Source organism: Citrobacter amalonaticus (genome assembly GCF_018323885.1).
GTDB lineage: Bacteria > Pseudomonadota > Gammaproteobacteria > Enterobacterales > Enterobacteriaceae > Citrobacter_A > Citrobacter_A amalonaticus.
Map to the genome: position 1 here is coordinate 4,165,298 of NZ_AP024585.1, position 12,113 is coordinate 4,177,410.

A 12,113-nucleotide genomic window follows, 5' to 3' on the forward strand; every position below is an offset into this window, starting at 1 on the left:
GGCTTTTTTATACCATCTTGAGCTATAGAGTAATGTCGGGTGAAAATCGTAATCAAAAGATCAATCATGGGGAAAACGCAATAAAAAGAATAATGACCCATCCAGATTATCTGGACGCATATAAAGTTATATTTTGTTCTGCACTAACTCAAAATCAAACAGGATTAATGTAATAACTATACGTAAATTCAGATTATGACATTCAAGATTCTGTTTGAATATCATACCAATAAGATGCATTTCTGGCTGAACTTCATGTTCCAACTCTCCAACTCATTGATAATAAAAGTCAGACTAATTTCCTGAAAGTGTGTTCGCTGGCGACAATATGTCCTATAACGCCCAGTATATATGTATTGTAGAGATAGTTTCTCTGAAATGAGAAAAAGCAGACCTGACAGTAATAACTGGGCGCTTCATTTTTTCCACACCATTTTTCGGACAGTTTCAGTCTACTGTCTGTAGCGACTTGCAGCAGCCATTGTAGCACACAATAAAACAAAAGTTTACTAAATAACCGATTTGCAGTGACGAACGTACAGTTTTCTGTAAGTAACCAAAGACTTCGCAAATAAAAATTAATACATCACATTTATGCGTTAGTATGGCTTAAGTATTGGTTGCTTAGAGACAAAAAACCTCGCTAACGAGGGGGGATTGCCCCTGTTGGTGCGGATTGCAGTTCGGTGCAATGACCATTGATGCATTGTTCAATGATATGATTTTATTGCGATTAGTCCTTTTTAGTATACGAAAAACCAATAAATAAAGTCCTATATAGGAGTAAAGAGACTAATTAGGACACATTTACTGTTCGGATTATAGCCACATCGAATTAATATTACTCCAGCTAACCTTCTGGGCTCAGTAAGGTGGTTTTAAAGGTTAATAAAAGACATGCGTCTAAGGATAGAAGGATTTAAAAATGAGTAATAAATTTTTTGCTGTTGCGGTTATGAGTATGTCCGTTGTTATGGGGATGTCTACAGCTCAGGCTAACAACGATGGTACTGTTAATTTTACCGGCGAAATTATAGGTACAGCCTGTACGGTTGATATCGGCGCAAATAACACAATGAATGTTGATCTCGGTAAAGTGAGTAAAACTGTTTTTACCGGAACGGGTACATACGCTTCAGCGACTGAGTTTGACTTAAAAGTGAAGGACTGTCCTGCAACTGGTATAAATGGCATTACCGTTAAGTTTGATGGTACTGCGTACGCTGGCGATAATAGTGTTCTTGCTCTTACCGAGGAAGACGGCGTTGCAACAGGCATTGCGATTGAGCTGTTAGATAAGAGTAAAAAAGCCGTTCCACTGTTTACCGATAGCGATTCATACGCTTTAGAGGCGGGTAAAACTGAGCTTACCATGCCGATGTATGCTCGTTATAAGCAGGTGGCCGCAGCTGTTACTGCCGGTCCGGCAAACTCCAGTGTTCAATTTACTCTTAACTACAACTAATTGGTGGAGTATTGACTAATTAGCACGTGGAGTAAATTTCACGTGCTATTTATAATATTATATAAGATATCATTATGAATCGTTCAATTATCTCTATCATAGCTATTTTAGGTGGCTATTTCCTGGCTTCCTCTGCTCATGCTGGGGTTGTTATAGGCGGTACTCGTATCATTTATGATACGACAAAAAAAGATGCGTCCATTACTGTATCCAATCCTGACAATCATCCTTATTTGATTCAGACCTGGGTGGATAATGTAGAGAATGTCACAAAGGAAGTACCTTTTATTGTCACACCGCCCCTGTATCGACTGAATGCTGGCAAGAAAAGCATGATGCGGATTGTCTATACAGAAAGTTCCTTGCCTGAAAATCAGGAATCAATGTTTTATTTCAATGTAAAAGCAATACCTTCATCATCGGAAACGTCCAGTAATGTGTTACAGGTTGTTGTTAAAAGTAAAATGAAATTGATTTACCGACCCAAAAAATTAAAAGGTATAGAGCCTGAAAGTTTTGCTGAAAATCTGCAATGGAATATCAGTGGGAATCAATTAAATGTAAAAAATCCATCTCCATTTTATATGAACTTTGGAGAGATTAAGCTCAATGGTAGCGCGATCAAATCAGCATCATACGTTGCACCAAACTCTAGCGCAAACTTTACGCTTCCTGGTCCGATGAAAAATGGCGCTATATCGTTTAAATTAATAAATGATTATGGCGGCCTGAGTAAAGAATTTAATTCCAAAATATAATAATGGACTATCTAATGAACTGCTTGCAAGGATCTAGCCCTCGAATGAAGAGGTTGGCATTGTTGGTTGCCTTAGTATCATTAGGTTATCCATTTAATGCTTTGCCTCGCGACCACTTCAATTCTGCGCTATTAGAAAATAATAGACCAGAGATCAAAGGGGTTGATTTGTCATCATTTGAAAATGGAATGCAACGCGCAGGGAAGTATCGCGTTGATATCATTTTGAATAATGATTTCTTTGCCTCAAAAGATATTAATTTTTCCAATGGCGAAGATGGGGAACTAACGCCTTGCCTGAGCATGGACTTTCTAAAAAATTTAGGTGTCCTTGTCGCAAATTTTCCAGAACTAAAAGAAACTGATGGTTGTGTAAATTTTAAGGTCATATCTCAAGCTTCAGCTAACTATGATTTATCAAGCCAGGAATTACAGTTGAGTATTCCTCAGGCTGCATTGTCTCAAAAGGTTCGCGGATTTGTAGACCCCTCATTATGGGATGAAGGTATTCCTGCCTTTTTATTGAATTACAGTATTTCTGGCGATGAGACGAAAAATGATGCCGGTGGCACAACGAACAGTCAGTATGCACGCATTCTGCCTGGAATAAATATCGGCCCATGGCGTTTCAGAAATTACAGTTCTATAAATCATGATGATGTCAATGGGACTCAGGTTGATAGCGTTTATACCTATGTTCAGCGTGATATAAAGTTTCTTAGTAGCCAATTGACGATGGGTGATAGCAACACCCCATCCGATATATTTGATAGTGTCGCATTTCGCGGGACGCAATTGGCAACAGATGAAGATATGAAACCTGATTCCTTGCGTGGATATGCCCCCGTTGTGCGTGGCATCGCCAAAAGTAATGCTCAGGTTATGATCAAGCAAAATGGATACATTATTTATCAAAGTTATGTTCCTGCGGGATCATTTGAAATTAACGATCTCTATCCGACAGGACAGGGGGGCGATCTGACTGTGACAGTGAAAGAGCAGGACGGGAGCACACAGGAATTTGTTGTTCCTTATGCATCTTTGCCCCTGTTGCAACGTGAAAAAAGCTTGAAATACAGTGTTACCGCTGGACAATACCGTCCATCTAATTCTGATGTAGAAAAAACACCGTTCGTGCAAGGGACTGCAATTTATGGTTTGCCGTGGGGAATAACTATATACGGTGGTGTGCAGAATGCGAAATATTATAATTCTCTTGCAATCGGCCTTGGGCGTAATTTAGGAATCATTGGTGCTATTTCAGTAGATGTTATTGCTGCAAAATCAGAACTAAATGACTCACGTAGTGAATCCGGACGCTCATTCCGTGTGCGTTACAGTAAGGATTTTGTCGATACAGGCACCAACTTTGCCATTGCCGGTTACCGCTACTCGACGGAAGGTTTTTATAATTTGCAAGAAGTGCTTGAATCATATGGCAATGAAGATGCAATGCCGAATCGCCGCCGTGACCGAGCTGAAATCAGCTTAACACAATCCTTGGGAGAGAATCTCGGCAGTATAACAGGCAACGCGGTACAAGAAAAATACTGGAATAATGATGAAAAACTTAAATCATATTCATTCAGTTATAATAATTCATTCTCAGGCGTTACTTATTCTATAGTCTATAGTTTAAACAAAAATACTACAGCCAATAACGGCGACGGAACGACGTATAACGAAAACTCATTGATGCTCAATGTTAATATCCCGTTGTCAAGATTTTTGCCTGATACATGGGCAAGTTATAACTTAAATAACAGCGAGCATGGTGGCGCGACACAGACTATAGGTCTTAGCGGTTCTGCACTGGAAGAAAATAACCTTACCTGGAATATGCAACAAACAAAAGACCGGGAAAGTTATTCTGGAAGCTTCATGGCCGATTACAGAGGCGCGTTGGCGGAAACAAATCTGGGTTATAACTATAGCCCGGACTCACAGCAAATAAATTACGGTATATCGGGTGGTGTGGTAATCCACAGTGGCGGTGTGACTTTATCTCAACCGCTGGGTGAAACCATTGCTATTGTTGAAGCGAAAGGAGCTAAGGGTGCTGGTATTTATAATCAGGCCGGTTCTGGAATTGATCGGTTTGGTTATGCGGTAATGAATAGCCTTAGTCCATATCGTAAAAATGATATTTCTCTCGATCCAGGCACTTTTTCGGATAATGTTGAAGTTGAAGATAATGGTGTTACCGTCACGCCAACCAAAGGTGCTGTTGTCAAAGCCAGGTTTAATTCTCATTATGGCTATAAGGCATTAGTAACTTTGAAAAATGGCTCAGGATATGTGCCATTTGGCGCAATGGTAAATTTAGTCGGGGGCGATAATTCCGATGAACAGAGTTTTATTGTTGGGGATCTTGGGCAGGTTTATATCAGTGGTTTGAAAAGCGAAAAAGGAAGTTTGTTAGTGAGATGGGGCAATGATGCAAACAATAACTGCAAGTCTCATTACAATCTGGTCGGTCAACCTTCCGCCGGAAATATGTACAAGACAACTGCAACGTGTGAGTAATAACTACATGAATAATTTCAAATATTATCGACTACTACTTATCGTTTTCTCGTTCTTATTGCTGATAATGTCCAGAGAGGCTTTGGCCATTAAATGTGTCGATGCGGAAACACAGAGTCAGACTGCAACCCAGGCGGTAGGGTCTGTGGCGATACCTAAAACTGACCCTGATGGTAGTATGGCATGGCGTTCACCACTCTTTCATTTACAAATTCAATGCTGGTCAGATAACGGCGATAAAAATGAAGATGTCTATTTATACACTAACCCACTAAAATCGGCTGTCGGCACAGGTATACAGCTGGGGGTCGTGGTAAATGGCCAGGATTTTGACGATATAAGCCAGGGAAGCAAGTGGCATATACCGGGCTGGATGGTGAGCTGCCCGGGCGGTGGCACGTCATCTGAATGTAAAGCCAACCACAGTAGCTTTTATACAATCGATTATTATGTCAAGGTCAGGAAAAAGGGATCTGCATCAGGAACCTATCAGGGGAGTGATACATTCGCTGTTTTTCAGCTTGATGGCGTCGGTGGCTTGAACGTCAATGGTAACTATCGTTTTCAAATCACAGGCTTGAAAAAAATTCGCTTTATAGGCTGCAGTGCAAATATAAATGTCACGCCAACAATTATCGATTTCGGTAATATCCTTTTGCCCGATACGACCTCGCCGGATCAATTTAAAGATAAAAAAGATTTTTCAATCACCGTTTCGCGTAGTTGTAACGACCCATTCAATCTGACGGCCCTTTATACCACCACTGCGGAAACTGATGGTGACAAAGTGAGATTTAATGGGATGTATCTGAAAATTTTTGATAAAACTCGCAACGGTTATGTCAATTTCTCTGATATGTTTCAATTGGTTGACTTTGCAAATCTGACTAATGTGCTCAGTGTTACGTTACCCTTTTCAGTAGAGCTTTATTTTGATGGCAGTGTACTTACGCCAGGGGAATATAGCCCAACTGTGACGGTATCAGTTTTTTATAACTAGCGGGAGCTATATGTTTATTTATAAATATTTGGTTGCTTTGCTGCTGCTGTGTTCTGCATACGTATATGCAGTAGGCTCATTCAACCTTAATTTCCATGTCAGGTTATATCAGAACGGTTGCACTGTTATTGGTGATAAAGATATCTATGTTGACTTTAGCGAAGTCGATGTGAAGCAGGTAAACTCAACACCTGCCCAGGAATTTAGTATCGATCTGAATTGTAATGTAGGGATGCCGAGTGTTTCCCTACAATTCGCTGGCGAAGCCGCAGGCACGAATAACCAATATATAAAAAACAATGGGACAGCTGCAAATGTCGCGGTAGAAATAAGAAGCAAAACTGATGATACTTTGATCAGTAACGGGCGTGTTTTAAGCCAGGTCGTTGATCTCGATACAGGCAGAGCATCGTTTCCGATGAAAGCAAAGATTGTACCTTTAGACGGGACGCTCAAATCAGGCACTCTGTCAGCGGTCGTTGAGTTTACCATTTTATATCCTTGATTAAAATATGCAAACCCGAACGCCTCTTGTCATATCAGCCAAGCGATAACGATGGAATCTTTTTTTTTATTACACTAAACTTGATATGAAAACATGGGAACCATGTTTATGAGGCTATGTTTTTGACTGGAGTAAACATGAATACTTCGCCCGCTAATAATAACTATTCAAACCCACTTTTTGAGTTGATGATACGTCATGGTGAAAAGCGGTTGTATAATCGGGCACAGTTTGTTGTTGATGCAACGAATGATAAGAATATCTATTACGTCACCGAAGGAACCATCAATGTGTTTCGAAAAGGAGATAACATTGTTGTCGGAGTGATAAATGCCCCTTTCATGTTTGGTTTTGCTCTGATGTTTAACCCCATTGATATCGTTATTAAAGGGAGTGGGAAAACAGTAGCCTATGTGCTGCCTAATGACAAAGTTCGAGCACTAATTAGTGAGCTTAATTTGTGGGAGTCTGTTGCTGAACTGCTTTCAAGACGTATTGGCTATTACTCTTATAGGGACAAATCCATACTAGGAAAAGATGCTTATGAACTCATCAGCAAACAACTACAGGAATTAATCAAGTACACGTTAGAACAGCGGGTTGGAATTGTAACGTCGACATTTATCATCGACCGCACTGGGCTGTCTCGCAGTCGAGTAATGTATATCCTCAAGCAGTTGAAAGCCGGTGGATATATAAAAATAATAAAGGGAGTGTTACTCGAAGTTAATTCTCTACCGAAGAAATTCTAGATATTTTTCGTATTAAACGGGATGCTCATGTGCAATGACTATTTCGATAATCTATTCAAATATCTGACCATTACAAATAAACCTTCTAATAAACGCACTGCGCACGATGTCACACTTTTGAAAAACGATAAACTTTTCACTGAATTTCTGGGTCATAACTTCAATGGGGTGTAATGGACTCTCTCAGTATACGTCATAAACTTGTATCCCGCAGATCCTAATAGTTTCTTCTACATGAATCACCTGCAATCCGGCATTACCCACCAACGTTGGCCCGATTCCCAGAGAATGCAGAGATTGTTCTCCCCTAACCCTTGCCAATACCACAACAGGGATCGTATCGATCGCATTGCGGCGAAAGCGGCCAGATGAATGTTCGTCATCACCACGCTTGAGGCCAGCGAGTGGTAAACCATTACCTTCGAATCGCCGACGCAACAAATCAAAGTACGGAAGGCGCCGGTAACCTGATTTTTTCATTCACAGCAATTTCAACCGGTTATCTATAAAATCAACACCGCAGCAGAACGGAGTACAAATATTACCGACGTGAGGCGAATCAGGTGCCTGATCCAGGCGAGTGCGAAATGCCTGATCGGTCTGCGGATCAGCCGTAATGATACGCTTCTCGATCAGCGCTTCTCCGACAGCAGTGCGGATTGCTTCCGGGATAAAATCAGTCTGGTTTTTGCCGCACACCTGCTCAGCGAGTTTTAATGCGCAGATTAAGGATTTCGTGTATCCCCGACCGACCGTCCGCGCCCGACAGGGTGTTGTCCTCCTCTGTAGCGATGGACATAAAGTATTAAGCACGCGTAATGCTGATCTCATTAAGATAGAGATGCGATGATGCCGTTTAATTTCGTGCCAGCTACCGAACGGTCTCACCTAAGCAACCAATCTCATGGTTAATACAGAGGTGATTGTCACCTTCCGTTTTATTTCAGGACAGAACAAAAAAAACAAAAGAGAATATATCTACAACGGTATGCGCGGTTCCTCGTGAAAAAACATGCTAACCATGATCGCTAGTGTGTACAAACTCATCAGGACACAGGCCGGATACCAGTAGAGTCAGATGCAATAATCTCTGGCAGGATATAAAGATCATTAACGAGAAATAGTTGCCCATTGAAACCAGATTTCAAGGGCAACTGATAAGCAAACCATTCAAAAATGTAATGCGGCTTAAAAAGTGCTTAGTGCTACGCTTGTACTTACTGGTAAATACGGATCAAGCGTCCACTCTGCACAAGTATAAACAAAATGGACAAAAGGCAATAGTGACAGCATGCGAACATTAATATTTTATTGGGATTTTTCCTAATGGTTCGCGAGATAATACCCAGTATTTTTCATATTATCAGGACTATCTAATTGACTTTTCACTCATTGTTGCAAATGAAAATACCCCTTGTTAGAATGCCAATCAATATCTGTAGAGTCCTTTGACAAAAACCACTGATGGTGCTTTTGCATTTTATTTCTTATAACCTGGCCATATTTCTCCAGCGGAAGAAGTAAGTGTCTGACTTTATAAATTGAAATGCCACACAGATCGGCAAGTTCTCTGGTCGACAGGCCCTGAGTACTGTGATCTTTTAATAGATTGAGAATAAAAAATTGTTCCGGCCCCCTGATCATCGGCAGGTCACTTATTCCCATTTCCGCCGCTAACATCTGCAGATTGTCATGAGGTACGTTGTAGCCTGGATGTGCTGTACCCGGGTTATATGAACGCAGCGAGAGTTTCATTGCAGACTCCTGGATTTTGAAGGTGTTAGCAGTATGCGTTCACCTGATTCAACCAGCAACATTAGCTTGAAATGAACGCAAATACAGGATTTTTATCTAATATTCATGTCGTTTTATTGAGAGATGACTGTATGTTAGAGGAAAGCAGGGTCTAGGGTGGAGATGAACATGAGGTTCGACATTGAGGGATTTATCACTTTTGACACAGAGGATGCGTCTCTCGTTAACCTGTTGACTGGGGATTGCGTTGAATTATCCCAAACCTCTACACGCTTGTTGGCTGAATTGCTCAATCATCAAGGCGATATCCTTTCGAGAAATGAAATCTTTCAGACTGTTTTTGATAAATATGGCGCCAGAGCGTCAAATAGTAATCTAAATCAATATATCTCCACATTGCGCAGAAACCTGAGCGATCTGGGTATCGCAAAAGAAATCATTGTCACGGTTCCTCGTATTGGTTTCAAAATAGCGGAAGATGCCATTATCAATAACGATCGTGAGTATCGAACGCCATTCCTTGAAGAAAAGGAGCCGGAGGCTCCGCCAGTTGAACCACAGAAACGCTGTCTTAAGCGCTTTACCCGCATTATCGCTCTGGCAATTGCCTTCCTTCTGCTCATAATAAATCCAGGTTCATTCAGAGCCGACACCGATATACAAAAACTGGTTGAGGGTCAGTGCGTCATTTTTATGCCCTCCTCACTCTCATTACGAGAGGTGACAAAGAGCTTTGATTTTGTCCCACAACCATTCGATTGCTCAGAGCAAAAGGAGTTGTACGTTTACAAGCAACAGGTACAAGGAGACCTGGGTGATATTGTGCAATTGTTACTCATTAAATGTGATAAAGACAGCTGCATGAGTTTTTATTACAGAGAAAAAAATAATGCCTAAACAAGCCATTTTTCTTTTGATCGGTGTCGGCCTGTTATTGATCGGCGCGGTTTACTGTTTTACCCGGCCCCCGGTTTTCTCATGCGAGTCACAGTTTTCTGTTATCCAGAGTATCAACAGCGACAACATTCGCGCCGAAGGGCTAATTTTTGTCCACATGACGGATGATCAACTTCTTATCAATATTGACGGACTGCTCACACATAATGAAAAAAAGTATTTAATCTCGCGCACGCTCAAAATGAAATATGAAACATACAATGCCAATGCGCATCTGTATAAGATAATGAGTGTCAAAACCATACATGATAATACTGATAATGTTGATGATGAGATTGCTAATAGTTTGTTGTTTGGCAAAGGCCCTGACGACAAAATAATTTTCCTAAAAAAAGTCAATAATAATGTCATACTATTTGGTAACCACGTATTCCCGCAATATGGTTGCAAACGAGATTAATTAGCGTGGTTTTCTTTAACGAAGCACAGCGAAAGTTAAATGTCTCATTATATGAATATAAAATTAATAGAATCACTGGCTTGCATCTCAAAAATAATAGACATGATTAACCCCAGGCTTAACCTGCATCATGTCAGAACGGCATTCATCGCCTGGCACCTGGCCAGGGAATCGCGGTTCACACCTGCACAGTGCAGGAAAACGCTGCTGGCGGCCCTGCTTCATGATATTGGAGGGCTGAACGAGGAATCGCGCCTTCAACCCCTCAGCTATTACGATAATGAACTCAATAACCATGCGGCCGTTGGTGCTGAATTACTGGCGAGCGTTCCTTTACTGAATCCGTTAAGTTCGATTGTTCGCTATCACCACACCCACTGGGACAATGGAAAAGGCGACTACGTTAACGGTGAAAAAGTGCCCAGAGAGAGCCATGTCGTTTATCTGGCGGATCGTCTGGATGTTTTAATCGCCCTTTACCGTGCTAGCGATATATTATCGGCAAAAGAGGAAATTATTAATATCATTGTTGGCGGCGAACATATTTTATATAACCCCGAATTTATCAATGCTTTCAGAAAAGTAGCAAATTGCGAACACTTCTGGTTAAAAATTAAATCCACAGAGTTCGACGATTATATCCAGGACATCCCCCGCATCCATAACGACTCCATCTCTTTGCATAACTTTCGCGATATCGCCAACATGCTGGCGTTTATTATTGATGGGTTCAGCCAGAACGGCGTCCAGCACTCCCTGGTTGTCGGCCGTATCTCCGGTTACCTGGCTCGAGAAATGGGAATTCCCCCGGTCCAGTGCCTGAAAATCGAAATAGGTGGCTTGTTGCATAACCTGACGTCTCTGGCGCTGTGCGCCGCTCCGGCACATACCGGGGAAGATAATGCTATCTGGGGTGAACTCTATCCAATTGAAGCCATTCGGGATATTGCCCGGTGGTGTCAAATTCAAAAGACAGGGGTTGCACAAGCCACCCATCCTCTTGAAGTGAGGATTCTGAAGGCCAGCATCTGGCTGGCGTCGTTGCTGCAGGGCGTCACGCTGTCATCGGAATTTAAAGTACGCGTCGGGGAAACTGCAGAAATCGCCCCTGAACTGGCGGACATTGTGCGGCAAAATAGCGAGGTTTTACTGCAAATTTTTCAGGAGTCGGTCAAAGAGCGACGCGCCCTGGTCCAGAGAATTAACCAGCTAGGCCTGACCTGAACCGCGAGATGCCATTCTCGCGGTTCTTGCTTATCAGGCGGACAAACCACCGTCCAGCACCAGTGTCTGACCGGTAAGATAGCTACTCCCTTCCCCGGTCAGAAACGCAACCGCGCGGGCGACGTCCTGCGTGCGTCCGAGGCGACGCAGAGGAATATTCTGCCGCATGGTTTTCAATCGGGCTTCCGGAATGGCCTGAACCATCTCACCGTCAATCAACCCCGGAGCCAGACAATTCACCCGAATGCCAAAACGCCCCACTTCTCGCGCCAGCGAATGCGTCAGGCCAATCATCGCCGCCTTGCTGGCGGCATAGGCCGTCTGTCCGCTGTTGCCTTTTATGGCCGTCACGGATGACATAAACACAATCGAGCCACTGCCCTGGGTCATCATGGCGGGCAGCAGAATGCGATTCCAGTTCACCACCGCGACCAGATTGTTTCCCAGCACCTCCTGCCAGTCTCGCGCGTTCTGGTGGATGTGCAGCGCGTCATTGGTCATACCGGCGTTATGGATGATAGCGGCAGGCGCGCCATGCGCCTCGAGCAGAGACATGGCTAACTGCTCGACGCTGGCTTCATCGCTGCCGTCGCAGCGAATGCCCTTCACCCAGGTCGACGTACTCTGGCTTTGCGCGATGTCCAGCGTGCGGGCGATCCCGGCCTCGTTGCGACCGGTAAAGACAATGTTCCATTCAGGCAACAGGTGACTCACCAGCGCCTGGCCGATTCCCCGACTGCCGCCGGTGATGAGCATCCATTTCTTTGCCATA

The 12,113-nt window shown here is 42.8% G+C and carries 12 protein-coding genes; 9 read left to right on the forward strand and 3 right to left on the reverse strand.

The window, feature by feature from the left end; all coding sequences use genetic code 11:
- Positions 1 to 925: 925 nt before the first annotated feature.
- From KI228_RS19740 to KI228_RS19765, 6 genes are all read left to right on the forward strand, one after another.
- A complete protein-coding gene (locus tag KI228_RS19740; protein ID WP_044268420.1) occupies positions 926 to 1,465 on the forward strand; it encodes a fimbrial protein in 540 nt (179 codons plus the stop codon).
- A gap of 74 nt (positions 1,466 to 1,539) precedes the next feature.
- On the forward strand, positions 1,540 to 2,223 hold the full coding sequence (locus KI228_RS19745; protein ID WP_061069548.1) for a fimbrial biogenesis chaperone: 684 nt from the start codon (positions 1,540 to 1,542) through the stop codon (positions 2,221 to 2,223).
- Between the two features lie 44 nt (positions 2,224 to 2,267).
- A complete protein-coding gene (locus KI228_RS19750) occupies positions 2,268 to 4,748 on the forward strand; it encodes a fimbria/pilus outer membrane usher protein (RefSeq protein ID WP_104010292.1) in 2,481 nt (826 codons plus the stop codon).
- Positions 4,749 to 4,755: 7 nt separating this feature from the next.
- Entirely contained in the window at positions 4,756 to 5,748 is a 993-nt protein-coding gene (locus KI228_RS19755) for a fimbrial protein (RefSeq protein ID WP_142765428.1), read from the forward strand.
- A gap of 10 nt (positions 5,749 to 5,758) precedes the next feature.
- On the forward strand, positions 5,759 to 6,253 hold the full coding sequence (locus tag KI228_RS19760; RefSeq protein ID WP_212807523.1) for a fimbrial protein: 495 nt from the start codon (positions 5,759 to 5,761) through the stop codon (positions 6,251 to 6,253).
- 137 nt (positions 6,254 to 6,390) lie between these two features.
- Positions 6,391 to 7,005 (forward strand): helix-turn-helix domain-containing protein, encoded by a 615-nt coding sequence (locus tag KI228_RS19765; protein WP_044268435.1) that lies wholly within the window; start codon positions 6,391 to 6,393, stop codon positions 7,003 to 7,005.
- A 480-nt stretch (positions 7,006 to 7,485) separates the two neighbouring features.
- Here the strand turns inward: KI228_RS19765 and KI228_RS24535 are convergent, their stop codons facing one another.
- The gene (locus tag KI228_RS24535; protein WP_109739553.1) at positions 7,486 to 7,836 is read right to left on the reverse strand and encodes a type II toxin -antitoxin system TacA 1-like antitoxin; all 351 of its coding nucleotides are present in this window, start codon (positions 7,834 to 7,836) and stop codon (positions 7,486 to 7,488) included.
- 558 nt (positions 7,837 to 8,394) lie between these two features.
- Positions 8,395 to 8,760 carry a FaeA/PapI family transcriptional regulator gene (locus tag KI228_RS19775; RefSeq protein WP_044257268.1) on the reverse strand — a complete coding sequence of 122 codons (366 nt, stop codon included), beginning with the start codon at positions 8,758 to 8,760 and terminating at the stop codon, positions 8,395 to 8,397.
- Between the two features lie 168 nt (positions 8,761 to 8,928).
- On the opposite strand from KI228_RS19775, the gene KI228_RS19780 reads away from it, so the two are divergent.
- From KI228_RS19780 to KI228_RS19790, 3 genes are read left to right on the forward strand one after another with little or no spacing between them, the layout of a single operon-like run.
- Positions 8,929 to 9,657, forward strand: coding sequence for a winged helix-turn-helix domain-containing protein (locus tag KI228_RS19780; RefSeq protein WP_044257270.1), 729 nt, complete (start codon positions 8,929 to 8,931; stop codon positions 9,655 to 9,657).
- Positions 9,650 to 10,117 carry a FidL-like protein gene (locus KI228_RS19785; RefSeq protein ID WP_044257272.1) on the forward strand — a complete coding sequence of 156 codons (468 nt, stop codon included), beginning with the start codon at positions 9,650 to 9,652 and terminating at the stop codon, positions 10,115 to 10,117. The genes KI228_RS19780 and KI228_RS19785 overlap by 8 nt, the downstream gene beginning before the upstream one ends.
- Before the next feature lie 51 nt (positions 10,118 to 10,168).
- Positions 10,169 to 11,341, forward strand: a complete 1,173-nt coding sequence (locus tag KI228_RS19790; protein ID WP_044257382.1) for an HD-GYP domain-containing protein — start codon at positions 10,169 to 10,171, stop codon at positions 11,339 to 11,341.
- A gap of 33 nt (positions 11,342 to 11,374) precedes the next feature.
- Here KI228_RS19790 and KI228_RS19795 read toward each other — a convergent pair whose 3' ends face one another.
- On the reverse strand, positions 11,375 to 12,112 hold the full coding sequence (locus tag KI228_RS19795; RefSeq protein ID WP_044268441.1) for an SDR family NAD(P)-dependent oxidoreductase: 738 nt from the start codon (positions 12,110 to 12,112) through the stop codon (positions 11,375 to 11,377).
- Between the last annotated feature and the right edge of the window lies 1 nt (position 12,113).

Bases quoted from the DNA above. Each gene is read 5' to 3' on its own strand.
- KI228_RS19740 (WP_044268420.1), top strand. From the start codon at position 926: ATGAGTAATAAATTTTTTGCTGTTGCGGTTATGAGTATGTCCGTTGTT.
- KI228_RS19745 (WP_061069548.1), top strand. From the start codon at position 1,540: ATGAATCGTTCAATTATCTCTATCATAGCTATTTTAGGTGGCTATTTC.
- KI228_RS19750 (WP_104010292.1), top strand. From the start codon at position 2,268: ATGAAGAGGTTGGCATTGTTGGTTGCCTTAGTATCATTAGGTTATCCA.
- KI228_RS19755 (WP_142765428.1), top strand. From the start codon at position 4,756: ATGAATAATTTCAAATATTATCGACTACTACTTATCGTTTTCTCGTTC.
- KI228_RS19760 (WP_212807523.1), top strand. From the start codon at position 5,759: ATGTTTATTTATAAATATTTGGTTGCTTTGCTGCTGCTGTGTTCTGCA.
- KI228_RS19765 (WP_044268435.1), top strand. From the start codon at position 6,391: ATGAATACTTCGCCCGCTAATAATAACTATTCAAACCCACTTTTTGAG.
- KI228_RS24535 (WP_109739553.1), bottom strand. From the start codon at position 7,836: ATGAGATCAGCATTACGCGTGCTTAATACTTTATGTCCATCGCTACAG.
- KI228_RS19775 (WP_044257268.1), bottom strand. From the start codon at position 8,760: ATGAAACTCTCGCTGCGTTCATATAACCCGGGTACAGCACATCCAGGC.
- KI228_RS19780 (WP_044257270.1), top strand. From the start codon at position 8,929: ATGAGGTTCGACATTGAGGGATTTATCACTTTTGACACAGAGGATGCG.
- KI228_RS19785 (WP_044257272.1), top strand. From the start codon at position 9,650: ATGCCTAAACAAGCCATTTTTCTTTTGATCGGTGTCGGCCTGTTATTG.
- KI228_RS19790 (WP_044257382.1), top strand. From the start codon at position 10,169: ATGAATATAAAATTAATAGAATCACTGGCTTGCATCTCAAAAATAATA.
- KI228_RS19795 (WP_044268441.1), bottom strand. From the start codon at position 12,112: ATGGCAAAGAAATGGATGCTCATCACCGGCGGCAGTCGGGGAATCGGC.